Here is a 25491-nt window from a genome sequence, read left to right on the forward strand (position 1 = left end):
TCCGCGCCTGAAGGGTGCAACCTTCGAAACTGCAATTATAGAGCGGTATCGGCGCAGAGAAAGCAGCGTGGAAGAAGCGCTAATCGAAATGTATCTGGCCGGTGTCTCGGTTCGGCGCGTAGAGGACATTACCGAAGCGCTTTGGGGCAGTAAGGTTTCTCCCTCCACCATCAGTGAGCTGAACAAGAAAGCATACGTGCACATTGAGGACTGGCGGAATCGCCCTTTGAAAGGCGGCTGCTACCCCTATGTCTATGTGGATGGCTCTACTTACGGCGCAACTGGGGCGGAGAGTTTGAGAATGTGGCCATTCTGGTTGCGATCGCCGTGAATGAGGATGGATATCGTGAGGTTCTGGGTGCCGCAGAGGGCATGAAGGAGGACAAGGCCAGTTGGGTAAGTTTCTTTCAGTGGCTCCGTGAGCGTGGCCTGAATGGTGTAAAGCTGATTGTTGGCGACAAATGTCAAGGTATGCTGGAAGCTGCCTATGAGGTGTTTCCGAATACCAAATACCAGCGCTGTACAGTCCATTTTTATCGTAATGTGTTCTCTGTGACGCCGCGCTCTAAGGTGAAGCTGGTAGCCAAAATGCTTAAGGCGATTCATGTCCAAGAAGGTAAGAAAGCCGCCCGGGTAAAAGCCAAAGCCGTGGTGGAAGAACTGCGCTGCATGAAGCTCAAGAAAGCAGCCTAAAAGGTTGAAGATGGGATTGATGAGACCCTGTCTTACTACCATTTCCCCAGCGAGCACTGGACACGCATCCGTACCAACAATGTCATTGAGCGTCTCAACCGGGAAATTCGCCGCCGCACCAGAGTGGTAGGCTGCTTCCCGGACGGCAATTCCGCCCTCATGCTGGTCTGTGCTCGGCTTCGCCATGTCGCTGGGTTTCTCCAGTGGAGCAATAAGAAGTATATGAATATGAAGCACACGGAGACTTCCGTCGAGGACGTTTCTTTTGCCGGCTGACTTCTTCCACTCAGATTCTGCATACCTTTTTGCGCATAATTCTTGACACTACCTATCCTTCGTTGGGGGCTTTAAGTCTTTTATCTTCGTACTGGTAGCAAAAAGCTCCCCACACTTCAATGAAGTATAAGAAAGCAACCGGATAACCGCACAAATAAAGTAAATACAAGCTCCAGACTTTGCTGCTGCTTCTGTAAGCAGACCATGTGCAACATCGTTGCGAATATTTGCTCCAGCTGGTGTGTTTAGTAACCCCTCAAACAAAAATAAAATGTCATTGTCGTAAGCATCAATAAGCTCCGGCAAATCAAATACAGAAGTAAGAACCTTCTCTTTTGAAGTTCCATCATTCTCTAAAGTAACTGTTAGCGCGCCTAGTTCCTTGGCTAAATTTCGGAATAGGTTTTCCGCCTGAGATGATAAAATATGGATTGCTTCATACACCTGTCCTTTTAGTGCCATATAGATTGCGCTTTTAAATATCCGTTCCCTCTCCTGTGGAATAATAGGATTGGACAAAACCAAGAAGTCTATATCATCGATAACAAAGTCATAGTTATTTCTGATAATTCCTAACGCACGGCCTAAATATAAATCTCCTTCTATTTCTTCATATTGAAGCATCTGTCTGTGCATATGTGCTTCCAATAATTTCTGATCGCTTTCTGGATTTTTCATATCCAAGGGATCTAAAGCAAGTACAGTTTGTCCAGCGGCATTGGTAAACTTTTTTGAAAATAAGTGGGATAGCGGATGCTCTTTCAATTCTGTAATAACAGTGCTTTTTATATCTGCTTTCTTCCGAAACGAGGTAAACTGGGTAAGGCGCAAAAGGGCTTCTTGAAATGACAGTCCATCAAAGCACTCTACCATATATACATGTAGATTGCTTACATCATAGCTTCGTTGTATGACACCCATAGAAAGAGGTATCTTGCTTTGGAGGCAAACAATTTGCTTTTGGATCTTTTCAGCATGTTCAGGTTCTTTATTATTCCTATAAAGAAGAGCGGCTTTCTTTAAAAAACCTTCAGCAATGACAACCGATCGAAAATCATCGTCCGATAATTCTCCAGCCTTCTTTTCATAGTACTGTGCTAAGGAGATATATGTATCATATACTCCTGAATTGTCTTTTTTCCATTTGAAACATTCGATAGTCAATTCATATGCTGTTTCAGTTTTATGTACATCGGGTTCAGAGTTTTGAATGACTTTGTTCAAAATTTCAATTAACCTGCCGATGTCTCCGTATTTTTCTTTTACAATGATTTCAATCAAATTAAGCGACAGGAATAGTTCATCTGTTCCATTGATTCTTAGGATTTTATCATATACTGATTTACAAGCCTGCACATGCTTTTCTTGCTGATTTACCTGCGCTGATATGCATAACGCCCTGCGTATCATATCAAGACTTTCTATCCAGTCATTCTCAGAGAACAGCAATTCAAACAAATTGGTATATGCATCTATTGCCACAAGTGCATGAGCATAGCTTTTTCTCTGCGTCCACAACATGTCAGCAATCCTTGCACAGATGTTTACTGGAATCAAATCAAGATTCAAAGATTCCAATAACTTAAAATCATTTTCTTCCATATCTTGAAGTGCAAAGGAGCGTCTTCCTCTCAGGACAATAGAAGGCTGAAATTCAATATTCTTATCAGTTATTTCTGCATGCAAACTACACACATCTTTTATCAGATTATAGGTATATTTATCAGCTTCATTATCTAATGCCGATATATCAGGTTGAAATGCATCAGTTCCGAATAACACGAATGATTTATTCGTTATTTGCTGTAAAGCTTCGTATACTGTCATAATTTGCCCCCTGTATTATTGCTTTGCTTAAATTCACAATGGGGATTTCAACGACCAATTTCCTACAATGTTGAACGAATTAATTGTACAGCAGCTTCTTTCTTTTGTCTATACGCTGAGTCCAAACTTAATCCCGCTAAAATGACTGTTGCTATTCAGTTTTTAGGGGTAAATATCGCTGCGTGACGGCCCGCAAACCGTTGATATGACTGGATTTCTTCAAAAAATGCTGTAAGAGCATTCGCACCAAACGCACATAATCCGAACCACTCACGACAGGTTGTATCTGTTGGCGAAGGGTTCGGATTTGTGCTTTATCTGCAATAATTTTATGACACACTTAACAAATAGGGTCACCCGGTTTTATAATTGGGGTGACCCTGCTTTTGTTGGGAGGTGTTTTACTGGAAACAGGCAAAAAAAGAGGCCCTAAGACGGATAATCCGAAGCCTTACAGAATGGCCGTTAAGTATGACGAAGAGTGCAAGCAGATTTTAGATGCCTACTGCGAACAGGAAAACGGCAACAAAATGGAGGCTGCAAGGCGCGGGATTAAGAAGTTGAAGGATGACCTCAAAAAATGAAGGAAGCGGCGGCCACCTTGCGAGTAACACGCCACTTCCCACACCGACAGATGCCCGAAGGCAAATGCAGCGTAAATAGTATATCATGCGCTGTCATTTCTTTCAAGCAATGCCGGACAACATTATGAAAAGGATGATGGTATGCAAAGCATATTGGAAGAGTTTGCATATGGAAACGTATCGCCGCAGGTACAGGGTTTTGACAAAAACTCTAAATATGGCAAAGCCATTGAGCTGGTGGCGCGCTTGGAACAAAAAATGCAGAACAGGCTCGAAGTCGATCAAAAAGACCTGTTTGAAAAGTATGTTGCCGCGCAGGGCGAATTAAATCAGCTTACCGCTGTCAAAAACCTTGTTCATGGCTATAAATTGGGGCTGATCATGACTGCGGAAGCGTTTCTTGGAATGGATGATCTATATATTGGCGGGGAGGAATTATAAAATGAACCGTATATTGATGATTGCCAGCGGTTCCAAGAGCTCGAAAATCTTTATACAGTCCGGTGAGATAGCAGAGCCCGACGCATTTTCACACAGCTTTAATTGGGCGCTGAATTTATGAGAACGGTTTTCGAGGAAAACTAAGCCACATAAAACATGTGGCGCGAACATTTGTCTGAACGATGGATTGCTTCCTAAAAGGCAGCCCTGTTTGTTTTTCGGCACAAACAGGGCTGTCTTTTTGGGGGGGATAAATAGGTATGTGATCAAAATACGAAAGATTAATGCTTTCCATGTTAGAATGTGTCTGGTATAATATGATTACAGCGTTTCAAGGGAGCTATCAAACCGGCTTATCATTTTCAAAGTAATCGTGCCGCAATGGATTGATTTCACAGAAAAATAAAGAAAACATGCGGCGGCGGCCTATTTTAGCGATAAAGAAATGTGCATGGAGGTGTGAAAGTGAAAGCAAAGGAGAAAAAGAAATCGGGCGCGATACTTGCGGTATCAGCGGGGATTTTTGTGATCGCTTTGTCCATATCCAGCTTTTTTCTTTTGCAGATCATCGGCAGAATGAACCAAAGCGCCAATCAGAACCTTTTGACATCCAGCCGGGTCATCAGCGAGGGGCTGAACAATAAGATCACGCTGGATCGGGAGCTATTATCCGCGCTGACCGAGCTGCTGGCGCTGGAAGAGAATGGCGTGATTGAGGAGACCCTGCGGGAGTATGCGGATTCCACAGACTTTTTCCGGTTTGCTTATATTGATATGGAAGGCGAGGGCGTGGACAGCGAAGGCAACGCCGTTTATGCCTCGGATCTTCCGTTTGACGAAATCGCGCTTTCCAAGGGGACGGACGGCATGTCGGCGCCCTATCATGGCGCCAGCGGACGGATCCATATCACGTATCAGTCGCCCGTTTTCAGAGAGGGCAAACAGATAGGCGCGGTATACGCGGACCGGATTATTGATGATTATAACCTGCCTACGCTGTTTACCTTCCATAATGGGGCGGGCTCCGCTTATGTGGTGGACGGCAATGGGGATTTTATTATCAAATCACGGGGGACCGCGTCGGAAACGGATGTTTACAGCTATCTGGCAAAGCAGAAAAACGGCGCGGCCATACAGGATACGCTTCGCCGCGTGATTCAGGAAGGAAAGAGCGGAACGCTTGTCGTGACCAATGAGGCGCAGCCATCTCTGCTGGGCTTTCTTCCTGTGGAATCGCCGCAGGGCTGCTACTTGATTACCGTCGTCCCCCGCGCGGTTCTGCAGCAGGAGGCAAAGCCGATCATTATCATGCTTTGCACGATGTTTGCGCTGTTGCTGCTTGGCGGGCTCTCCGTCGCCACGCTGTTTGCGGGAAGGCAATCGATGAAGGCGGATGTGCGGCAAAAAGAGTATCGGGAAAAACTGTTTGGAAACCTTTCTGCGAATATCGATTTCGCGTTCCTCCTTTATACCCCGGCGGGACGTAAGGTAGAGCTGGTTTCGGACAATCTATCGGGCCTGCTGGGCATCACCCCGGAGCAGGCACAGGAAAAGCCGGAGCGGATATTTGACGCCAGCGGATTGCCGCAAGGGGACGCCGACAGAAGCAGCTTTTTCAACGGAACGCTGAAAGAACAGACCACCAGAGAATCGATGGTGGGGGTCGGCCCGAACGAAGTGAAGCGCTGGATCGCGGTGCATCTGATTCCTGCGGATTACGGCCAATATCTCGCGGTGTTCCATGAAACGACCGAGGAACATAACATGCGTGAGCAACTGGCGGACGCCCTGACGCAGGCACAGAACAGCAACCGCGCGCGGTCGGCTTTCTTCTCATCGATGTCTCACGATATCAGAACGCCGATGAACGGCATTGTCGGCATGACGAATATAGCGCTTAACAATCTGGACGACCGCGAAAAGGTCGAATCCTGCCTGAACAAGATCACGGGCGCTTCGGGGCATTTGCTGGAGCTGATCAACGAAGTGCTGGATATGTCCCGAATCGAAAGCGGACGGATCAGCCTGAAGGAAGAAACCGTGCACCTGCCCAGCCTGATCGCCAATCTTCTTTCCTTCCTGAAACCGGATATGGATAAAAAGAACCAGAGTCTTTTGATGAAATCGCAGATATTAGAGCATGACACCGTAATCAGCGACGGGCTGCATTTGCAGAAAATATTGCTCAATCTGTTGTCCAACGCGGCAAAATATACGCAAGCGGGCGGCGAGATCAGTTTGCAGATCACAGAAACGCCGGTGGACGCGGAAACAATACGGATGAGCTTTGTGGTAGAAGACAACGGTATCGGTATGAGCCCCGCGTTCCTAAAACGGATATTCAAGCCCTTTGAACGGGCGGAGGACAGCCGCATGAGCCAGACCACCGGCACGGGGCTGGGGCTTGCCATTACGAAGAGCATTGTGGACATGATGGGCGGGGACATCCGTGTACAAAGCCGGGAATACGAGGGATCGTGCTTTACTGTGGAGATCCCGCTGAAATTGCCGGCGCAGCAGGCGCGGGAATACCCGAACCTAGCCGGTTATACGGCGCTGATCGTGGATGATGATCAGGACGCGTGTGAAAGCATTAGCCTGATCTTGCAGGAAACGGGCATTCGCGCAAACTGGGTTACAAATGGACCGGAGGCGGTGGAACAGCTCTGGAACGCCCATGTTAGAAAGGATGATTACTACGTTGTCATTCTGGACTGGAAAATGCCTGAAATGGACGGGCTGGAAACGGCGAGACAGATCAGAAAGCGGCTGGGCAGCGAAGTGCCGATCCTCCTGCTGTCCGCATATGATTGGGAAAGCGTGAAGGATGAGGCGGTCCGCGCGGGCATTAACGGTTTTCTGACGAAACCGATCTTCAAATCCGGCCTTTTGGAGAAGCTGAGATACTACATCCGGGGCGAAAAAAGCAAAACGGAAGCGCTGGGAACGGAACAAAGCTTAAGCCTAGAAGGCGTCAGAATTCTGGCGGCGGAAGATAACGAACTGAACCGCGAGATCATTATAGAGCTTCTGGAAAGCAGCGGCGCGTTGGTAGACAGCGTTAGGAACGGGCAACAAGCATTGGATCGCTACTTAAACAGCAGTCCGGGGCATTACCAGCTGATCCTGATGGACGTCCATATGCCGGAAATGGATGGATTGGAAGCGACGCGGGCGATCAGAGGCTCCGGCAGGCCGGATGCCGCTACGATCCCGGTAATCGCCATGACCGCGGATGTATTTAAGGAAGATATCCGCAAATGCAAAGACGCGGGCATGAACGCGCATATCGGAAAACCATTGGAGATCGATAAGCTATACGCCACACTCCGTCGGTTTTTAAATAACGATCAGAAAAAGGCGGGGATGTGATGGGGCGAAGTTTTTTAAAAGGCGGCGTGCTGCTCGGCGCGCTTCTGGCGTTGCTGCTGCTGGGAACCGGCTGCGGCAATGGGCAGTCTGCTCCGGAATTATATCTGGATGAAAGCATCCCGGAAACGCCGATAAAGATTTTTACGCAGAATCAAACCGTTTCCAAAGCAATAGAAGCGTGCTGCAAAAACGTGCTCAATCAAGATAAGAGTACCAACATCGTGGTGTACAGTGATTCCGCCAGTTTTTACGCGGACGAAGGCTTGTCATACCGCGAGCTGCTGCTAAAACGGTTGGCTTCGGGAACCGCTGATGATCTGTATTTGATCCCTGCGGAAGATGTGTTGGAGTTTGATGAGAAAGGATATATTTATGATATGTCCAATCTGAACTGTACGGCCAACCTATCGCAGGATGCATTGATACAGAGCACATATAACGGAAAGGTGTTTTCTGTTCCGCTGACCTATACCTGCTTTGGCTTTGTATGGAATGTGGATATGCTCAAAAAATACGGGTTGGAGGTGCCGGGAAATCTAGCGGAGTTTTTGCATGTTTGTGAGACTTTAAAGGAAAACGGCGTGCTGCCCTACGGCGCCAATAAAGACTTTTCGCTGACGGTTCCCGTCATGTGCGCGGGCCTCTATGATATTTACCAAGGCGAAAACACGGAGCAAACGCTTGCATTGCTGTCCGATGGTACGGTATCGATCAGTGAATATATGGAAAAGGGTTTCTCGTTCCTTCAGATGCTGATCGACAATGGCTATATGGACCCGGAAGCCGCGCTCGGCACGTTGCCGTCCAGCAAGGAAGAAAAGGCGTTCTTTCAAGAAGAAAACTGCGCGTTTATCTGCGCCATCTATCGCGGGCAGACCTTTGAAGATTACCCGTTTGAAATTGAGATGACGCCCCTGCCTATATTGGAAAACGGCTCCATCTGTGTGGTGGGCGCGGATCAAAGATTAGCGATTAATCCGGGCTCCGAACATTTGGACGCGGCCATAGCGATCGTGGAAGCGCTGGGAGAAACGGAAACCCTCGATTCCTTTGCGGAACATCTGGGAAAGATATCTTCCTCCCAAAATGCCACGGCGCCGAATATCACCCAGTCCAAGTCGATCATCGCATGTGTGTCACAGGGCGGTCAGATACCCAATCAGGATTTTCGCTTGCATTTCAATGTCTGGAATACGGTGCGGGAGCTGAGCCAGCGGCTCTGTCAGGGCGCAAGCGTTGCGGAAGTAACGGCAGAATATGACGCCAGACAGAAGCAAGAGGTTTCCCTGTATGGGGAACATTAAATAGGCAAAAGTCCGCTTTCGAGAGAATATCCGAAAGCGGGCTTTGCTTTTTTTGCATATTGACAAGTCCTTGCGAATACAGTATATTAGAAATATCTTAATTGCTTAATTATTCGGAGGTAGTATGGGCAGAGCATTGAAGATTGCCCGCGTTGGCGGGGATTGTGTGGCGTGCGGAAGCTGCGTGGGGGCTTGTCCGATGGGCGCTATCCGCATTGCATCGGGCGTGATCGCTCAAATTGACGGAGAAAAGTGTGTCGGCTGCGGTAAATGCGCCAAGATTTGTCCCGCTGCCGTCATAACAGTCGTGGAGCGGAGGGCAGCGGAATGAAAAAGCGTTGGTACGAGTTTTTATGGATCGCAGAGCTATTATATTGGGTGCTGGGCCTGTGCAATATTCTTTTCGCGTGGCTGGGCGTTATATTTTTCGCCGTTCCGTTGCTGATCGCCATCATTGGCGGCAACAAAGCATATTGTAACCGGTTTTGCGGCCGCGGCCAGTTGCTGGGGTTGCTGGGCGGAAAATTAAAGCTGTCGCGGAACGCGCCGCCGCCCCGTTTTTTGCGCAGCAAATGGTTCCGGTACGGCTTTCTGGCTTTCTTTATGACCATGTTCGGCCTGATGCTTTTCAGCACCTATAAGGTTTTCGCCGGCGCGCCGCTGCGGGAGGCGGTTACGCTTTTGTGGGTATTCAAGCTGCCGTGGCAGTGGGCCGAGGTCGGCATGGTCGCGCCATGGATGGCGCAGTTCGCCTTTGGCTTTTTCGGCGTTATGATGACCTCAACGGTGCTGGGGCTTGTTACCATGGTGCTGTTCCGGCCGCGTTCTTGGTGCGTGTATTGCCCCATGGGAACGATGACGCAGGGAATTTGTAAAATAAAACAAAAGAAAGGATGCGGCAGTTGTGGAGGAGCAGGCCAAGAAGATCGCGGAATTACTTAAAACACTGGCAAACGAACACCGGTTGCTCATTCTGTGCGCGCTGATGAAGGGACCGCTTACCGTGGGCGAAATCCATAAGTTTACGCCGCATATCACAGCCTCAGCGCTGTCGCAGCATTTGGCTCAACTGCGCGCAGCGGGCATTCTGGATTCGGAAAAACAGGGCATGAACGTTCTGTACAGAATACAGGATCAACGTGTGGTGGCCTTGCTCGGTTCCATTAAAGAGCACTACTGCGCGGAGTGAAAGAGCAAGTTATAAATAAAGAAGAGGATTCTGTCTTATTTGCAATAGGACAGAATCCTCTTTATTATTTTTGCCAATAGCCCGTTTGATGGGCATATGTAATTGCCCCTCATTAGAATAAAGCAAAAACGACACCATAAATCTAATAGTGAGCGAAAAAGTATTATTTTATTTCTTTACCGGTCTCATTCAGAATAAAGATGCCTTGAAAGGTAGCATCACAGACTTTGGCAATATCCTGTAATTCTTTTTCTGAAAAATTATCTCTGCGTAATTTGCCACTGATATTGGACGGTGTGGTGCCAATTTTTTCAGCCAGCTCCTTTTTGCTCATGTTTCTTTCGATCAATAATAAATTAATTAATTTAGACATGGTGCCCATATTATCACCCCTCTTATATAGTTAAATTATATGCTGTGTGATTAATAAAATCAATTAAAAATTAATTACTTAACTAAAAAATGAAAAAAGTATTGACAAAATTGTTTTCAAAGCTTATAATTTGATTATAGAGTTAATTAATTAACTAGATAAGAAAGCGAGGGGAGAAAATGTTAGATTATATCGAGCAAACATTTAATCGGGCTAATTTACAAGTAGTGCGAGGGTTGTTGATCAACGATATCGGAGATTTGAATAGCATTGATAAGCGGAGATATAAGCAGAAAATTGATGAGGACAGCGCACCTATGTGGCGCTATTTAGAGACTACATATCCAGACCGAGCGAAATTAGATGCCGTTTTCATGGACATATCCAAAGCGATAACAGCATATCAGGATGTTTATTTTGAAATAGGCTTAAAATGTGGAGCACGGCTGCTTCATCAGCTTTTGATGGAACGTGATATTGAATGAACACCGCAGGCCGGTTTCTTGGGCGATCGTCCAGAAACCGGCCTGCCTTTTTGTCAAATAAAATCAGCGCGGCGCGGTCAATCGTCGTGCTCGTCGGGAATGAGAATATCCTTTGCCCCCGCCACGCCTAATTGAAGCAGGTACGCCACGCCCGAACGGAGTTCGTGGAGCATGAGCGTTTCCAGCCGGGAGGAGAACCGCGCGATATCCTGCTGATCCAGACATTCGATGAAGCATTCCATAGAGGGTTTGTATACATTACGAATGGTATCCGGCTGGTCGTACATGTTGCGGAACGCGTGAGCCCAGAAAAATTGACGCAGCAGCTCCGTGTATACCTGCCGTATGGTTTGATAGGGGGAAAACTTTGTGATCAGCTTGATGATGCTATAGGAAGTGACGTCGTACCGCTGCTGCTTGGATATTTCGCATAGACGCTTCTTCCACTGCTGCATTTCAGAAGGAGTCAGTGAAGCGAGCGTCACGCGGGAGACATCCTTGCAGGACAACGCTAAAAATTGCAGGCCTTGTATGGTGTCTAAAAGACGCTGCTGCAATGTGGGAAGCGAAAAATCGCAGTTTTGGCTGACCTGATCAAACGGCACAATCCTTGTGCCGATTTTCGGCGTCGCATGGATTGCGCCGATGCTGCTGAGCAAAGCCAGCGCCCGGCGCACCGTGCTGATGGAAACGTTCTTGATCTTGGCTAACTGCTCCAAGGTGGGCAGCAGCGTTCCGGCGGGATAGAGGCCATTGTTGATTTCGATCAAAAGCTCCATGGCAAGCGAATAGCGAAGCTGCGACGGCTTCCGATAGGAGCTCCAGCAAAACGCGATCTCCTCGCCCGGCGACTGGGCGGGGATATCCTCCCTGAGAAAACAGCATAGGGCGGAGGAAAGCGCCTCTTGAAAGCGGCTTGTGATATCGTGAAGAGCCGCCCAGTCCTGCCGGCGGCAGTAACGCACCACTTGGGGCACATATTCGGTGGAGCCTTGAAGTCGCCGCATCTCCGCCGGCAAGCTGAAAAAGGGCGCCTGATAAAACATGTAGATCTGCCATACCAGACGCATGAGCAGCCCGTTTCCCAGCGGGGCGTACTGCTGCTTTAAATGATGCAGCATGGCGGTGGGCGCGGGAGCGTCCGTTGTAGCAAGCTGCTCCATATCATCGAGTATTTCCGGGTGCGCGTGCTTTAGGCCGATGCGCTGCGCGCCGCCGAAAAGCGGCACCATGGATTCACTCAGATCGATCAGCGCGCTGCGCCGCGGCGCGAAATAGGACCGTATATGCGCTATCGTTTGCGGTTCCTGATATTTCACCTGCACGATCGCGCCTACATTTTTGGAAAGCGAAATATACCCCTCCTGCTTGAGTCGGCGATAGGCGGCGCGCACGGTGTCGAGTGAAACAAGAAATTGCTTGCTTGCGACATCCATCGCGGGTAGATTTTCCTTAAACTGATATGTTCCAAATTGTATCTGCGTCAACAAAACATTGTAGACCGCTTGCTGCAGCTCCGTCGTATGATCCATTGCCGGTACCTCCCCCTCGCTGTGTCTGTACTGCAATAAAAGCTGTTCCTATTATATCACTTAACTTTCAAATCTTCTACATTTTACGCTATTTGTTGCCATTCTTCCGGTTGTTTGCTATTCTGATAAATAAGTATGGACGTGAGCATATTTGACTTTTGAGAAAGACCTGCCCCATGCGCGCAATGTCGTTTAGTTAAGGGCAAGCAAGATAAAAGGGTATCGCAAACACAGAAAATGTAGGGCGCGACGCCCTTGTTTTTCCAATGCGTTTCCCTTAACTAAATGACATTGGACCGCAACAGGCACGTTTTTACAGGGCCGTTTTACCGTTGAAGGAGCGGCGCGGTTTGTGATAAGATAATAAAAAACCAAAAGAGAGGAAGGGCCGTTTATGAAGCGATTGGAACGTGCCTTTCTTCTGTTTTTTTGTCTGGCCGGCTTGCTGTCGGTTCGGGCGGCGGCTTGGGGTCCGCCGAAGGTCATGGATTGGGAGGACTTTTACGCGCTGTATCAAACGGCGGGCAGCGCGGATTCCGAAACGCACGATCTGTATTTAATGGGCAATGTAAAGCTGTCCGGCGGCGTGTATGAGCTTGGGCAGACCGATACCGCCGTGCGGATCATTGCGACGGAGCCGTACAGCTTTGTGGCGGCGGGGGATGCCACGTTGACACTTAACAATCCAAACCTTACCGTTTATGCAGAGAACCATTCGATGGGGCCGTTTATCATCAGCGGCGGCTGCCTGAATCTGCGCGCCGGTACCATACAAACGGTGAATTGTCCCGCCATTCTGCTGATGAGCGACGGCACGCACCTTCTCACCGGCGAGGGGGAGCGGTTTTACATCGATGCGACGTATGATGGCGTACCGGCAGGGGGCGGCGTCCGCGCCGGTATTCTCTGCGGCGCCATATGGAATGCGCCGCTCCGGCTGCGTCAGGTGGATTTGACCGTGCGCGGCGGGGACGCCGCGGTCTATTGCGGCAACGATGTGGAACTGTATGACTGCAACATCCGCTTGGAAGGCGAAGCCGACGCGCCTGCCATCCTGTTTTCGGCCGGGAATTGCGTCTTGACGGTGGACGAGCTGTCGACCGTGTACCCGGCGGAGGACGCGGGGCCCGGTCCGCCCGAGCCGCAAAAAGAATACATTCTATCCGGCTACTATGCCGACCCGTGGACGGAGCTGGTGAAGGAGATCGAGTGCTTGTCCGGCGTTCGCCCCGGCAGTCTGCCGCTCGCGGCGGCGACCGAGGTGCTTTATGATATGGAAGATTCCTATGGCTCGGTCGCGGACGTGCCCATTCACTGGGATTTGTCGGCGTTGCCCGATCCGCTGACCAAGGGCGCTTATACGGTCTATGGCGATTTTGACGGCGACGTATTGGCGGCGAACCATATCGTCAATCCGCGAAACATCCGGGCGGAGGTAACGGTCCGCGTGCTGGAGCCTGTTCCGTATGAGGAGCTAAAGGTCAGCGTAAAACCGCTGGGCAACGGCGTTTACATGGTTGCTTACGATCATTTGCCCGACCTGACCGGCGCGACGGCGATCTATGCGGAGTTCCGTACCGAAGGCGGCGCGTGGTTCCGGGGCAAGGTGGCGACCACGGGGCCTGCCGCAGAGCCCCCCGCATACAGCGAAAACCTGCTGGAAGGTTATCTGTTTGATGTGGGACAGCCGCCCTTCACGGTCCGGCTGGAGATTGACAAAGCCTTTGACACCCGTCTGGTCATCGAGGGCACGGCCTATGCCGGGGCCACCAATATCGTAAAGGTGGGCAGCGGGGAAGAATCCGATGGAACCGATAACGGTGGCGACCATGGCGGCGGCGGGCAAGGCTCGCACGACCGCTACGGCAAAACAGAGACCGAAAAAACGCCTGTTCCAGCGCCCGAACCGGTACCGGAACCCGCGCCGAAGACTGATTCGGCTGGCGAGCCGCCTGCCGCCGGCGAAAAGGAATCGCCTTTGCCCGCGGCGGCGCTCCAACCCGAAGAACCGGCAAAACCGTCCGTGCAAACGATTCCCATACCGGAGGCGGTCTCTTCGATGGGGCGGGCGATTTTCGCCGCCGCCGCGCCCGCTCCGATGCCTGCCGCCGAGTCCGCGCCGGAGAACCGCGCGGAGCACGAGGCGCACATGGAGCCAACAGGAGCGGCGCTCACGCCGCAGGTCGCGGCCGCGCCCGCATCAGAAGCGGAGGAAGCGCCGCCCGCCCGTGTGCCCGGCTTCGCCGCGGCCACGCTTGCCACCTGCGCGGTGATCCTAGGCGGCGCGGCATGGTTCCGCCGCCGCAAAAAGTAAAACAAACGATTCCAAGGGCGCGTTGCAAAACAAAAGAAATTCCGTATGTCATTCTGAACGAAGTGAAGAATCTCGCGCGAACGCGCGGAATGAACGTGAAAGCCGCGCGTTCGTGCGAGATTCTACGTCGCTTCGCTCCTCAGAATGACAAGAATTTGGAACATTCTTTTATTTTGCAACGCGCCCTTCAGCGTGTCAAAGACCCCCTTGCGCCGCAGCCGGAATTCTCGATCGAAATGGAGCTTTGTTTCGATCGACAGGCTGTCAAAAATAGTTTTTTGACAGCCTGAAGTGCCTCTCTCCTTCGGGAGAGGGGCGCTTTTTTGTCCGCCGCGCGGTGTTCGTACCGTATATGATGCGTTGGTGCAAAACGGCCGCTTTCCTGCGCATGACTTGCTATAATGGTGACACCCAAACGATCAAATCTCCTGAAAAAGCCGTCGAATGTCCCCCGAAAACGCGGGCGATTTTGATCCGTGATAGGATAAGTTGGGGAAAGGAGGGGTGGAAATGCTGCGCATTGCGATCTGCGACGATCAACCGTCAGAGCGGGAGCTGCTATCCCGCTTTTTGCGCGCTTATTTTGCCGCCCACCCCTACGAATATATCTTAACGGAATACGCCCGGGGCGAAACCTTGGTGGATGATTATGAGGACGGGCTGGTCAGCTTTGACCTGATCTTTCTGGATATCTATATGGACGGCATGCTGGGCATGGAGGCCGCCCGAGGCGTGCGCCGGTTCGCGCCGCGCGTGCCCATCGTTTTTTTGACCACCACGCCCGATTATGCGCTGGAAAGCTATGATGTGTGCGCTTACAGCTACCTGATCAAGCCGCTGGATGGGGATAAAGCGGCGGCGCTGCTGGCCCGTTTTCTGCGGGAGGAGTACGACGGCCGCCAAAAGACTCTGTTGCTGCGGGAGGGCGGCAAGGGCCGGCGCATTGCTTACCGGGAGATTGAGTACATAGAAAGCCGGCGCAACGTGCTGTTGGTCCATCTGGATAACGGCGAGGAGCACCGGGTCTACGCCAAACTCAGCGATGTGGAGCGGGAGCTGGAAGGCCACGGCTTTCTCCGCTGCCACCAGAGCTATATCGTCAATATGGACCGGGTGCGCACCGTGGAGGACGATTTTCTGATGCTCTCCGGGGCCCGCATCCCCATTCGTCAGCGCGGGGCCAAAACCATACGCGCGGACTACTTTGAATACCTGCTGGCGCAAGCCGAGCTGACGCGCATTTGAATGAAAGGGGGCCCCTTACTATGTTGGGCGTTGCCGCTGCTTCCATAGTGGGGCTTGCCATGATCTGTTTTTCCATTGGCATGGCGCATATTTTCTACCGCTCCAAGCGGGGGCGGTGGCAAACGGTCTGCGCTTGGACGGTCTGCACGCTGCTCATCATTGTGTTGGGCGAGCTGCTGCGTCCGGTCATAGGCAACTGTTCCGGGCAGTTTACCGGGTTTTTGGCGGTGTTCGTCTATCTTTACCTGTTCGATGTGCCGGTAAAGCAGCGCTTTTTTACCTATTTCTTTGTGGATACCTCGATGTATCTCACCGCGGTGACGGCGCGCTACACCGTGTTGCTGGTTTACGGCTTTTTCCCGGTGTTCAACCCGCGCGCGGCCTTTGTGGCGCTGTATTTTGTGCTCACCGCCGCCTATGTGTTTCTGTTTTTTCGCTTTTTGCGCGATCCGATGGTCGAACGGCTGCGCCAGTTCGGCCCGCATTTGAACAGCCTTACCATTTTTGCGCTGGTCGGTTACGTGCTGATGCTGCTTTGGTTCGACGCATGGCGGGTGCGCGACGCGCTGCCGCCGGGCGACTATCTGCGGCTGATTCTGTATGTGGTATTGCTGGCCTGCGGTTATTATTTATCCTTTTTTACCATGATGACAATCAAGGAAAACGCGCTGGCCCATGCGCAGGTGCAGGAGCTGACCACCCAAATGCGCCAATCCGAGCAGTATTATACAACGCTGACCCGGCACATACAGGAGGTCCGCCAGATGCAGCACGATATCCGCCATCACATGCGCGTGCTGGACGGCTATGCGCGAAACGGCGATTATGCCTTGCTGCGCGACTATCTGGCCGCGCTGATCGAGCAAACGCCGGATACGAAAAATGTGCTGTATTGCGCCAATTACACGGCCAATATCCTGCTTGGGTTTTATGGCGGACAGGCCCGGCGCGAGGGAATCGACTTTCGCTGCGACGCGCAGATCCCGGTGGAGCTCTCGTGCTCCCCGGTCGATCTTTGCACGGTGCTCGGCAACGCGCTGCAAAACGCGCTGGACGCCTGCGCGCGGCAGCGGCCGGGGCAGGGGCGCTATATCGCGCTGTTCGCCCGGTACGCGGGACGGAATCTGACGCTGGAGATCAAAAACAGCTACGACGGCGTGGTAAAGGAAACGGATGGGCGGCTGCTCAGCCGGAAGGGGGAGCCGGGCCATGGCTTGGGCCTTGCGGGAATCGGCCGCGTCGCGCACCAATATCACGGCTATTGCAGCGTGTCCAGAACCGAAGGGGAATTCATCCTTAAGGTGGTTCTTGCCCTGAAAAACTAAGCTTTTCGCGCCTGCGCACGGGATCGTCCCGTGCGCGGGCGCGTTGTCATTTGTCCCCAAAAAGCCGTCGATCGTCCTCTTGCGGGCGGGAACGGCGGGCAGGGTGGTATGGTAGAAGTGAAAATAAAGGATGAAATAGGGGCCATAGCCTTACCAATACGAAAAAAAGGAGGGACGCGCGTCTATGGACGAGAAAACAGCCCACGGCGGGATGATCGGCGTGACGGACGAGGGCTACCCCATCGTGACCGAGGATTACGGCTGCCCGCACTGGGTCGGATCGGGCGGTCCGCTGGCCAATGTGCGCGAGTGCTGGTACTGCAAATACGCGGATTTCCGCAAATCCACGGAGCTCCATATGCGCAGCAGTATCTGCCGCTGCATGGAAAACCGGGTGGACACCAAATTTGGTTTTACCAAAAATGAAACGTAACAGGAGGAACCGAACGATGACCATTACCAAAACGAAAAACGAAAGCAGCCTGTGTTTGGCGCTGGAAGGGCGGCTGGATACCGTGACCGCGCCGAAGCTGGAAGCGGAGCTGAAAGAAAACCTTGCCGGTGTGACCGAGCTGACGCTCGATATGACGGCGCTGCATTACTTATCCTCCGCCGGTCTGCGCGTGATCTTAACGGCGCAGAAGCGGATGAACCGGCAGGGGAAAATGACCGTGCGCGGGGTAAACGAGACCATCATGGAGGTATTTGAGGTAACCGGCTTTACGGAAATCCTGACGATCGAGTAATGGAGCAGAACGATCGGTTTTTAAACCAAACCTTTCGCCGGTTTCTCTGGCCCACCGTGCTTTCGGTTTTGGGCGGCACGGTAAACGTGATGGTGGACAGCGTGATCATCGGCAATCTGCTGGGGGCGAACGGCCTTGCGGCGATCAGCCTGTGCACGCCCGTGTATCTGCTGCTGTGCACGCTCGGCTCGCTAATCGCCACCGGCGCGGGAATCCGTTCCGCCGTAGCGATCGGCAGAGCGGGCGCGGCGGCCGGGCGGCGCGATTATACGCTGGCGTTTTATCTGCTGCTCGCGTCGGGGCTGCTTTTTTCGGCGCTGGGGCTTTGCCTGCTCGATCCGCTCACCGCCTTTTTAGGGGCGGCGGGCGCGGTGCGTCCGTTGGCGGCGGCCTATCTGCGCGTCACGCTGATCGGGGGCGTGTGCAAGGTTTTGCTGTATCTGCCCTTTCAGTACCTGCGGCTGGACGGCAGGCCGGGATTGGTCACGGGCCTTATGCTGGCGATGACCGCCCTGAACGCCGCGCTCGATCTGCTTTTTATGGCGGGCTGCGGCTGGGGCATGGCGGGCGCGGCGGCGGCAAGCGTGCTGGCCACCGCTGTCGCGGTAGCGGCGGGCATGGGCTTTTTGCACCAGCGGGCGAGCGCGTTCCATTTGCAGCGGTTTTCTTTTTCCGCCAAAGAGATCGCGGCCGTGCTGCGCATCGGCAGCCCGGCCGCGCTGAACAATCTGCTGTCCGCCGCGCGGCTGATCGTGCTCAACCGGATCTTTCTGGGCCTTGGCGGCAGCGCGCTCGTCGCGGTGTTCACCATGGTGAACAGCATGGGCGAATTCAGCTTGGCGCTCGTCAGCGGCGTGCCGCAAACCGCCGCGCCCCTTTTAGGGGTATACGGCGGCGAGCGGGACACGGCCAGCATCCGGCGGCTTTTGCGGCGGCAGTTTGACACGGGCGAGCGCCTGATCGCGGTGTGCGCGCTGGCGAGCGCGGTGTGCGCCCGCCAGCTTTGCACGCTGTTCGGCCTGACCGGCGCGGCTGCGCTGTCGGTCGGGGCGCCCGCGCTGCGGCTTTTCGCTCTGAGCCTGCCCTTTGCCATGGCGGGGGGCATTTTGATCTCTTTTTACAATACGGCGGGCCATATCGCGCTGGCCAACGCGCTTACCGCGGCGCGAATCTTTCTATTCGCCGCCGGGCCGGCGGCGTTGCTGGCCGCGTTCGCGCCGCCGGGGCTGGTATGGCTGTTTTATCCCCTGTCCGAACTGCTTACGCTCTCGGTCTGGCCGTTGCTCGCCGCGCTGGTACGGCGCGGCAGGCGGCCGCTTTCCCGCTTCTATCTATTGGATGAATCCTTGGAACGGCAGGGGCACAGCCTGAACTTTTCCGTGGCGAGCGATCCGGCCGGGGCGGCGGATGCCAGCGAGCGGATCACCGCCTTTTGCGAGCAAAACAAACTTTCGCCCAAAATCACCATGGCGGTGAGCCTGTCCATCGAAGAACTGCTCACGGTCATCCGGCAAAACTGCTTTGACGGGGATGAAACGCAGTACGCCGATGTGCGCGTGTTCTGCCTGCCCGGCACGGTGGGCCTGCGCATCCGGCACGGCGGCCGGATGTTCGATCCCCTGCGCTGGTATCGGGAGGCGGGGGAGGACGCGCAGGGCGACGCATTGGGCGTTCGGCTGATCACGGGGCTGGCGCAGGCGGTGACTTGGCAGCGTACCTTCGGGGTGAACACGCTGATCGTTATTTTATAGAAGGAGGCGGCACGGCATGAAGGATACGGAACCCACGCTGCGCCCCATGACGCAAGCCGATGTGGCGGATGTGCTCTCTCTCAGCGACCGCTGCGTGGGCAAGGGGCTGTACAGCGCGGAAAAGCTGCGCGCGCTGCTGCGCCGAACCGCGTCGGTCTGCCTTGTGCTGCGCACGGCGGACGGCGTGCTGGCCGGGTATTGCCTGACCTACCTGGCCGATATCGCCGAAGCCGCGGCGCTGACCAAGCTGCCGCCGGCGGCGCTCCGTGCGCTTTCCCCGGCGCGCGAGCCGCGGGTGGGCATTTGCAAATCGCTCGGCACGGAAGCGGCGTTTCGCGGCAAGGGGCTGGGGTGCCGCCTGCAAAACACGTGTGCCGACGCGCTCTTTGCCCTTGGCGCGGATTTCCTGCTGGGCGTTGCGTGGCGCAAGGGCTATCACATACCGGTGCGCGGCATTTTAGAGCGGCTGGGCTTTTGCTACCTGCGGGACAGCGAGCATGTCTGGTATGACGAACCGGGTCTCGCCTGCCCCTATTGCGGCGAGACCCGCTGCGTTTGCCCGGCGGCGATCTTTGTGAGAAAGCGAGGGGAAGGAGCATGAAAAAGACGCCGGGCCGCCGCCTGTCCTTTCGGTTTCTGGTGGGCTTTGTCCTGCTCGCGGCGGCGGTCTCCGCTGCGAGCTGTATCATCGGCTTTGTCAAATACCGCTCCACCATTCAGCGGCTTTATAATGAAAATTCCTATGCGATCGCCGGCATCGCGCTCGATAAAGTGGACGGCGACCTGCTTTCCGGGTTGCTGGAAAGGGATGCGAACGGACGGCTCATCCGGGAACGGCGGAAGGAGGACGGGACGTGGGCCGTCACCGACGCGCCCTACGAAAAGGGCGACCGCTACCGCGTCGCCTCGGCGGGCGGCGAAGCGTACCGGCGCATGGCGGAGGAGCTGGACCTGATTCGCCAAAGCTCCAACGCGCAGTACATCCTGCTCTATATCCCCGTGCGCGACGAGCAGACCAGTCACATGGTCTATTTTTTCGACGCGCAGAACGATTATTTCCCCCAGAACCAACTGGGCATGACCGACCCCATGAACCCTAAATATTTCGACGAGGTGCGCCGCATCTATGACACCGGCGAGCGCTCGAACAGCTATTTTATCTCCCACAGCGCGTATGGCTACACCGCCTCCGCCATGCTGCCCGTGCGGGACGGCGCGGGCAAGGTGGTGGCCATCCTTGACGTTTACGTGCCCATGCTGCTGATCGATGAAACGCTGATGGAATATGTTTTTTCGGTCATTCTCGCCACGGTCGCGCTGGTATTCCTCTTTGTGTTCCTGTATCTCGGCTATCTGCGGCGCAAGGTGCTGCTGCCCATACAGACCATTACCGAGCACACGGAACGCTTTGTCCGGGACGAATCCGGCTTTTCCGCGGAAGCGCTCGATATCCACACGGGGGACGAGATCGAGCTTTTGGCGCGCGCCCTCGGCAAGATGGAGATCGATCTGGGCACCTATATCCGGGAGCTGACCGCCGTGACCGCTGAAAAGGAGCGCATCGGCGCGGAGCTCGGCGTGGCGACGCACATTCAGGCGTCCATGCTGCCCTGTATTTTCCCGGCCTTCCCCGAGCGGCCGGAGTTCGATATCTACGCCACCATGACCCCGGCCAAAGAGGTGGGCGGCGATTTTTACGATTTCTTCTTGGTCGATGACGATCATTTGGCCATGGTCATGGCCGACGTCTCCGGCAAGGGCGTGCCCGCCGCGCTGTTCATGGTCATCGCCAAGACGCTGATCAAAAATATCGCGCAGACCGGATTGGGGCCGGGCGCGGCGCTGGAAAAGGCCAATAACCAGCTTTGTGAGAACAACGAAGCGGAAATGTTCGTCACCGCGTGGCTCGGCGTTCTCGAACTTTCGACGGGCAGACTGGTCGCGGCAAACGCCGGGCACGAATACCCGGCCGTTCAAAAAGCCGGCGGGGACTACGCGCTGCTGCGCGATAAGCACGGCTTTGTGCTGGCCGGTATGGAGGGCTCGCGCTATCAGGAATACACGCTGGCGCTTCATCCCGGCGACCGGCTGTATCTCTACACCGACGGTGTGGCCGAAGCCACCGACGCGCGGAGCGAACTATACGGCACCGGCCGCATGCTGGCGGCGCTGAACCGGAACAAGGACGCTTCTTGCGAGACGCTGCTGCGGCGTATGCAGCAGGATATCGACCGTTTTGTGGGCGACGCCCCGCAGTTTGACGATATCACCATGCTCAGCCTGATGCTGAGAGGAACGGAGGAGCAAGGCAAATGAAAGAACTGACCGTACCCGCCACGCTGGAGGCGCTGCAAACGGTGCAGGCCTTTATCGAAGCGGAGCTGGAGTCCGGCGGCTGCCCGATGAAGGCGGCCACGCAGATTTCCATCGCCGTGGAGGAGATTTACGTCAATATCGCCCACTATGCGTACCACCCCGAGATCGGCGAAGCCACCGTCCGCTGCGCCGTGGGGGGCGACCCGCTGCGGGTGACCATTCAGTTTTTGGACAGCGGCAGGCCCTTCGACCCGCTGGCAAAGCCGAACGCCGATACGACCCTTTCCGCCGAGGAACGGGAAATCGGCGGGCTCGGCATCCTAATGGTCAAACGCTCCATGGATCAGGTGGACTACGCTTACGAGGGCGGCAAAAACATTTTGACCATTCGCAAGCAAGTAAAGGAAGGGCAGTGAATGAAAAAGAACATGCGGTTTTGGGCGGCGCTGCTCGCGGCGGCGCTGCTCGCGGCGGCGTTTGGCGGCTGCGCGAAAGAACCGCTGGAGAAGGGCGAACGGGCCGATCCGCAAACGGCCAATTACGGTGTGATGACCGGCTCGACCGCCGAAGCCTACATTGGCAAGACCTATCCGGATGCCAAGATCAGCACCTATTCCGCCATCGCGGACGCTTTTTTAGCGCTGGAGGGCGGCAAGATCGACTATGTGCTCACCGCTTACACGACCGCGCTGAACGCGGTGCGCGGGAACAGCGCGCTGGAGATAAGCCAAAAGGACGTGATCATGGAGGAAAGCTCGATCGCCGTGAACAAGGAAAACGGAGAGCTGCTCGCCGCGATCGACACGGCGCTCGATCAGTTGGAGGCCGACGGGACGCTCCGGCAGGTCGTCGCGGACTGGACGACCGAGGGACAGGATTATGCGCTGCGCGAGATACCCGCTTCGGACGGGCAAAACGGCGTGCTGCGCGTGGCGATTGCCGCCGACCGCGAACCCATGTGCTTTGTCAAGGACGGGGCCTACCGCGGGCTGGACTGCGAGCTGATTGAGCGCATCGCCTATGCGCTCGGCCTGCGTGTGGAATACCAGAACATGCCGTTTTCCGCGCTGACCGCCGCGCTTGCCTCGGGCAAGGCGGATGTGATCATCTCCAACATGACGGCTACCGAGGAACGGCGGCAGAGCGTCGCGTTCACACGACCCTACTTTGCCAACCCGCAGGTGCTCGTGGCGCGAAAAAACGGGGGAGCCGCGACCCTTGCCGATCCCGCAACCGCCCGTTATGCGCTGACCAGCGTGACCGCGCAGACGTGGCTGTCGGAAACCTACCCGGAGGCGGTAGCCAAAATGTATCCCGCGGCGGCGGACGCTTTTTTGGCGCTGCAAAGCGGCAAGGTGGACTATGTGTTATCCTCGCGCGCGACCGCGCAGTACATCATGAAGACCGACCCGGCTGTTGCCATCGCCCGCGACGGCGTGGTGGACGAAGCCTGCTCCATCGCTGTGTCCAAGGCGCAGCCGGAGCTGCGGCGGGCGCTGGACGAGGCGCTTGCCGCGCTGGCGGCGGACGGCACGCTTGCCGCGCTGGTCTCCCGCTGGACCGAGGCCCCGCCGGATGAATACGCCCCGGTGGCTATTCCAGAGGCCGCGGGGGAGGGCGGCACGCTCCGTGTGGCCATTTCGCCCGATGTGACCCCCATCTGCTTTGTGCTGGACGGGGCGTACGCAGGTATCGACGTGGAGCTCGCGCAGCGATTGGCGCTGGCGCTCGATAAAAAGGTCGAGCTGATCGACATGCAGTTCGACGCGCTGCTCCCGGCGCTCGAATCCGGCAAAGCGGATATCGCTCTTTCCGACATCGTCGCCACGCCGGAGCGGCGGCAAAGCGTTGACTTTACAGCGCCCTACTTTGATAATCCGCAGGTGCTGGCCGCGCGCCCAAACAGCGCGGCCGCGCCGGACGAAGGACTGTTCCATGGGCTGAAAGCCAGCTTCATCCGCACCTTTATCACCGAAAACCGGTGGAAGATGATCGCAAACGGTTTGGGGCTTACGGTCATTATCTCGGTGCTTTCCGGTATTTTCGGCTCACTTTTGGGCTTTGGGGTGTGCATGCTGCGCCGTAGCCGCAGTCGGGTGCTGGCCGGGGCGAGCGCGGCGTTCATCCGCATCATTCAGGGCACGCCGATCGTGGTGCTGCTCATGCTGCTCTACTATGTCGTGTTCGGCGCGCTGGATATTTCGGCGGTGGCCGTGTCGGTCATCGGTTTTTCGGTCAATTTCGCCGTATACGTTTCCGAAATGATGCGCACCGGCATCGACGCGGTGGATCAGGGCCAGCAGGAGGCCGCCACCGCGCTGGGCTACAACCGCCGCCAAACCTTTTGGAAGGTCACGTTTCCGCAGGCGGCGCGGCATTTCCTGCCTGTTTTTAAGGGCGAGTTTATCTCCATGGTCAAAATGACCTCGGTGGTGGGCTACATCGCCGTGCAGGATCTGACCAAGGTGAGCGATATCATTCGCAGCCGCACGCTGGAAGCGTTCTTCCCGCTGATCGCCACCGCTATTCTATATTTTATGATCGCAAACCTGCTCACGCTGGCGATCGCCCGCGTGGAGACCGGGCTTGACCCGAAGCGCAGGCCCCGGCAGGTGAAAGGAGTGAATGATCCGTGATCACCATCCGGCACCTCCGTAAGGAATTTCCCGGCGTAACGCCGCTCAAGGACGTGAACGCGCATATCGAAAAGGGCGAGGTTATCTCGATCATCGGGCCGTCCGGCACGGGAAAATCCACGCTGCTGCGTTGCCTCAACCGGCTGGAAACGCCTACCTCGGGTGAAATTCTAGTGGATGGAGAGAACATCATGCAGCCCGGGATCGATCTGTCCCGCGTGCGGCGCAAAATGGGCATGGTATTCCAGTCCTTCAACCTCTTTTCGCACAAAATGGTCATAGAAAACGTCATGATGGCCCCGATGGACCTGCTGGGCCTGCCCGCGCGGCAGGCATATGACGAGGGTATGCGTCTTTTGGAGCTGGTGGGCCTTGCGGAAAAGGCCCTGCGCTACCCGGATGAGCTGTCCGGCGGCCAGAAGCAGCGGGTGGCCATCGCCCGCACGCTTGCCATGAAGCCGGAGATCGTCCTGTTCGACGAACCCACCTCGGCGCTCGATCCCACCATGGTGGGCGAGGTGCTGGCCGTGATCCGCAATTTGGCGCGCGAGGGCCTGACGATGATGATCGTCACCCATGAAATGCAGTTCGCGCGCGATGTATCCACCCGCGTGTTCTATATGGATGGGGGCGAGATATACGAGGACGGCCCGCCGGAGCAGATATTCGACGCGCCCGGGCGGGAGCGCACACGGGTATTCGTCAAGCGGCTCAAGGTGTTCGAGCGCGAGATCACCTCGCGCCAGTTCGATTTTATCGAGATCAACAACGCGATCGAGGAATTCGGCCGCCGTCAGATGCTTGCGCCGCGCGATGTGCAAAGCATCCAAATGGTGTTTGAGGAGCTTTGCGTGCAGACCTTGCTGAAAGTGATGGGGGAGCCCGTGGCGCTCACCTTTTCCGCCGCGGCCTCCGCGCTGGACGGCCGGTGTGAAATCATCGTTACCTATGGCGGTGCGTCGTTCGATCCGTTTGAAACAAACGCCCAAGACCTGCCCGTCAAGCTGCTGTCCCGCCGGGTGCTTGCGCACAGCCATTGTTACGCAGAATCGCAAAACCGGCTTGTTTTGCAGCTTTCATAG

At 54.8% G+C, this 25491-nt stretch carries 23 protein-coding genes and 1 pseudogene; 21 read left to right on the plus strand and 3 right to left on the minus strand.

What is annotated here, in order from left to right; all coding sequences use genetic code 11:
* A pseudogene (locus NE562_RS15070) lies at positions 1–969 on the plus strand (IS256 family transposase); the annotation flags it as partial.
* A gap of 48 nt (positions 970–1017) precedes the next feature.
* Here the strand turns inward: NE562_RS15070 and NE562_RS15075 are convergent.
* Positions 1018–2796 (minus strand): DUF4209 domain-containing protein, encoded by a 1779-nt coding sequence (locus NE562_RS15075; RefSeq protein WP_280963243.1) that lies wholly within the window; start codon positions 2794–2796, stop codon positions 1018–1020.
* Between the two features lie 374 nt (positions 2797–3170).
* Between NE562_RS15075 and NE562_RS15080 the strand changes: the two genes are divergently transcribed.
* From NE562_RS15080 to NE562_RS15110, 7 genes are all read left to right on the plus strand, one after another.
* On the plus strand, positions 3171–3380 hold the full coding sequence (locus NE562_RS15080; RefSeq protein ID WP_280963274.1) for a hypothetical protein: 210 nt from the start codon (positions 3171–3173) through the stop codon (positions 3378–3380).
* Between the two features lie 153 nt (positions 3381–3533).
* Positions 3534–3821 carry a DUF6809 family protein gene (locus NE562_RS15085; RefSeq protein WP_280963244.1) on the plus strand — a complete coding sequence of 96 codons (288 nt, stop codon included), beginning with the start codon at positions 3534–3536 and terminating at the stop codon, positions 3819–3821.
* Between the two features lie 465 nt (positions 3822–4286).
* A complete protein-coding gene (locus NE562_RS17840; RefSeq protein ID WP_280963245.1) occupies positions 4287–7193 on the plus strand; it encodes a response regulator in 2907 nt (968 codons plus the stop codon).
* On the plus strand, positions 7193–8497 hold the full coding sequence (locus NE562_RS15095) for an ABC transporter substrate-binding protein (RefSeq protein ID WP_280963246.1): 1305 nt from the start codon (positions 7193–7195) through the stop codon (positions 8495–8497). Before NE562_RS17840 ends, NE562_RS15095 begins: the two co-directional genes overlap by 1 nt.
* Positions 8498–8621: 124 nt before the next feature.
* Positions 8622–8828, plus strand: coding sequence for a 4Fe-4S dicluster domain-containing protein (locus NE562_RS15100; protein ID WP_280963247.1), 207 nt, complete (start codon positions 8622–8624; stop codon positions 8826–8828).
* Complete coding sequence (locus NE562_RS15105; protein WP_280963248.1) at positions 8825–9439, plus strand: 4Fe-4S binding protein; 615 nt, start codon at positions 8825–8827, stop codon at positions 9437–9439. Before NE562_RS15100 ends, NE562_RS15105 begins: the two co-directional genes overlap by 4 nt.
* On the plus strand, positions 9402–9686 hold the full coding sequence (locus tag NE562_RS15110) for an ArsR/SmtB family transcription factor (RefSeq protein WP_280963249.1): 285 nt from the start codon (positions 9402–9404) through the stop codon (positions 9684–9686). Before NE562_RS15105 ends, NE562_RS15110 begins: the two co-directional genes overlap by 38 nt.
* Positions 9687–9849: 163 nt before the next feature.
* Here the strand turns inward: NE562_RS15110 and NE562_RS15115 are convergent, their stop codons facing one another.
* On the minus strand, positions 9850–10068 hold the full coding sequence (locus tag NE562_RS15115) for a helix-turn-helix domain-containing protein (RefSeq protein ID WP_280963250.1): 219 nt from the start codon (positions 10066–10068) through the stop codon (positions 9850–9852).
* A gap of 170 nt (positions 10069–10238) precedes the next feature.
* On the opposite strand from NE562_RS15115, the gene NE562_RS15120 reads away from it, so the two are divergent.
* Complete coding sequence (locus NE562_RS15120; RefSeq protein WP_280963251.1) at positions 10239–10544, plus strand: hypothetical protein; 306 nt, start codon at positions 10239–10241, stop codon at positions 10542–10544.
* A 77-nt stretch (positions 10545–10621) separates the two neighbouring features.
* Here NE562_RS15120 and NE562_RS15125 read toward each other — a convergent pair whose 3' ends face one another.
* Positions 10622–12076, minus strand: a complete 1455-nt coding sequence (locus NE562_RS15125; RefSeq protein ID WP_280963252.1) for a GntR family transcriptional regulator — start codon at positions 12074–12076, stop codon at positions 10622–10624.
* Positions 12077–12470: 394 nt separating this feature from the next.
* Between NE562_RS15125 and NE562_RS15130 the strand changes: the two genes are divergently transcribed.
* From NE562_RS15130 to NE562_RS17715, 12 genes are all read left to right on the plus strand, one after another.
* Complete coding sequence (locus NE562_RS15130) at positions 12471–14390, plus strand: hypothetical protein (protein WP_280963253.1); 1920 nt, start codon at positions 12471–12473, stop codon at positions 14388–14390.
* Positions 14366–14680: a hypothetical protein gene (locus NE562_RS15135; protein WP_280963254.1), complete on the plus strand. Its 315-nt coding sequence runs from the start codon at positions 14366–14368 to the stop codon at positions 14678–14680. Before NE562_RS15130 ends, NE562_RS15135 begins: the two co-directional genes overlap by 25 nt.
* A gap of 220 nt (positions 14681–14900) precedes the next feature.
* On the plus strand, positions 14901–15635 hold the full coding sequence (locus NE562_RS15140; protein ID WP_280963255.1) for a LytR/AlgR family response regulator transcription factor: 735 nt from the start codon (positions 14901–14903) through the stop codon (positions 15633–15635).
* Positions 15636–15655: 20 nt separating this feature from the next.
* Complete coding sequence (locus tag NE562_RS15145) at positions 15656–16960, plus strand: sensor histidine kinase (RefSeq protein ID WP_280963256.1); 1305 nt, start codon at positions 15656–15658, stop codon at positions 16958–16960.
* A 184-nt stretch (positions 16961–17144) separates the two neighbouring features.
* Entirely contained in the window at positions 17145–17393 is a 249-nt protein-coding gene (locus tag NE562_RS15150; protein ID WP_280963257.1) for a hypothetical protein, read from the plus strand.
* 16 nt (positions 17394–17409) lie between these two features.
* Positions 17410–17706 (plus strand): STAS domain-containing protein, encoded by a 297-nt coding sequence (locus NE562_RS15155; RefSeq protein ID WP_280963258.1) that lies wholly within the window; start codon positions 17410–17412, stop codon positions 17704–17706.
* Positions 17706–19457 (plus strand): MATE family efflux transporter, encoded by a 1752-nt coding sequence (locus NE562_RS15160; RefSeq protein WP_280963259.1) that lies wholly within the window; start codon positions 17706–17708, stop codon positions 19455–19457. Before NE562_RS15155 ends, NE562_RS15160 begins: the two co-directional genes overlap by 1 nt.
* A gap of 16 nt (positions 19458–19473) precedes the next feature.
* Entirely contained in the window at positions 19474–20058 is a 585-nt protein-coding gene (locus NE562_RS15165) for a GNAT family N-acetyltransferase (protein ID WP_280963260.1), read from the plus strand.
* Positions 20055–21773, plus strand: coding sequence for a PP2C family protein-serine/threonine phosphatase (locus tag NE562_RS15170; protein ID WP_280963261.1), 1719 nt, complete (start codon positions 20055–20057; stop codon positions 21771–21773). The genes NE562_RS15165 and NE562_RS15170 overlap by 4 nt, the downstream gene beginning before the upstream one ends.
* Positions 21770–22189, plus strand: coding sequence for an ATP-binding protein (locus NE562_RS15175; RefSeq protein WP_280963262.1), 420 nt, complete (start codon positions 21770–21772; stop codon positions 22187–22189). Before NE562_RS15170 ends, NE562_RS15175 begins: the two co-directional genes overlap by 4 nt.
* Positions 22190–24409, plus strand: a complete 2220-nt coding sequence (locus NE562_RS15180; protein ID WP_280963263.1) for an ABC transporter permease subunit — start codon at positions 22190–22192, stop codon at positions 24407–24409.
* Positions 24406–25491 (plus strand): amino acid ABC transporter ATP-binding protein, encoded by a 1086-nt coding sequence (locus tag NE562_RS17715; RefSeq protein WP_330646034.1) that lies wholly within the window; start codon positions 24406–24408, stop codon positions 25489–25491. The genes NE562_RS15180 and NE562_RS17715 overlap by 4 nt, the downstream gene beginning before the upstream one ends.

The sequence above is a fragment of the Butyricicoccus faecihominis genome, from assembly GCF_024462775.1.
Classification (GTDB): Bacteria; Bacillota; Clostridia; order Oscillospirales; family Butyricicoccaceae; genus Agathobaculum; species Agathobaculum faecihominis_A.

What these genes read in the sequence shown, in the direction of transcription:
- NE562_RS15075 (WP_280963243.1), bottom strand. Translation starts at nt 2,796, where the DNA reads ATGACAGTATACGAAGCTTTACAGCAAATAACGAATAAATCATTCGTG.
- NE562_RS15095 (WP_280963246.1), top strand. Translation starts at nt 7,193, where the DNA reads ATGGGGCGAAGTTTTTTAAAAGGCGGCGTGCTGCTCGGCGCGCTTCTG.
- NE562_RS15100 (WP_280963247.1), top strand. Translation starts at nt 8,622, where the DNA reads ATGGGCAGAGCATTGAAGATTGCCCGCGTTGGCGGGGATTGTGTGGCG.
- NE562_RS15105 (WP_280963248.1), top strand. Translation starts at nt 8,825, where the DNA reads ATGAAAAAGCGTTGGTACGAGTTTTTATGGATCGCAGAGCTATTATAT.
- NE562_RS15115 (WP_280963250.1), bottom strand. Translation starts at nt 10,068, where the DNA reads ATGGGCACCATGTCTAAATTAATTAATTTATTATTGATCGAAAGAAAC.
- NE562_RS15120 (WP_280963251.1), top strand. Translation starts at nt 10,239, where the DNA reads ATGTTAGATTATATCGAGCAAACATTTAATCGGGCTAATTTACAAGTA.
- NE562_RS15125 (WP_280963252.1), bottom strand. Translation starts at nt 12,076, where the DNA reads ATGGATCATACGACGGAGCTGCAGCAAGCGGTCTACAATGTTTTGTTG.
- NE562_RS15130 (WP_280963253.1), top strand. Translation starts at nt 12,471, where the DNA reads ATGAAGCGATTGGAACGTGCCTTTCTTCTGTTTTTTTGTCTGGCCGGC.
- NE562_RS15135 (WP_280963254.1), top strand. Translation starts at nt 14,366, where the DNA reads ATGGTTCCGCCGCCGCAAAAAGTAAAACAAACGATTCCAAGGGCGCGT.
- NE562_RS15140 (WP_280963255.1), top strand. Translation starts at nt 14,901, where the DNA reads ATGCTGCGCATTGCGATCTGCGACGATCAACCGTCAGAGCGGGAGCTG.
- NE562_RS15145 (WP_280963256.1), top strand. Translation starts at nt 15,656, where the DNA reads ATGTTGGGCGTTGCCGCTGCTTCCATAGTGGGGCTTGCCATGATCTGT.
- NE562_RS15150 (WP_280963257.1), top strand. Translation starts at nt 17,145, where the DNA reads ATGGACGAGAAAACAGCCCACGGCGGGATGATCGGCGTGACGGACGAG.
- NE562_RS15155 (WP_280963258.1), top strand. Translation starts at nt 17,410, where the DNA reads ATGACCATTACCAAAACGAAAAACGAAAGCAGCCTGTGTTTGGCGCTG.
- NE562_RS15160 (WP_280963259.1), top strand. Translation starts at nt 17,706, where the DNA reads ATGGAGCAGAACGATCGGTTTTTAAACCAAACCTTTCGCCGGTTTCTC.
- NE562_RS15165 (WP_280963260.1), top strand. Translation starts at nt 19,474, where the DNA reads ATGAAGGATACGGAACCCACGCTGCGCCCCATGACGCAAGCCGATGTG.
- NE562_RS15170 (WP_280963261.1), top strand. Translation starts at nt 20,055, where the DNA reads ATGAAAAAGACGCCGGGCCGCCGCCTGTCCTTTCGGTTTCTGGTGGGC.
- NE562_RS15175 (WP_280963262.1), top strand. Translation starts at nt 21,770, where the DNA reads ATGAAAGAACTGACCGTACCCGCCACGCTGGAGGCGCTGCAAACGGTG.
- NE562_RS15180 (WP_280963263.1), top strand. Translation starts at nt 22,190, where the DNA reads ATGAAAAAGAACATGCGGTTTTGGGCGGCGCTGCTCGCGGCGGCGCTG.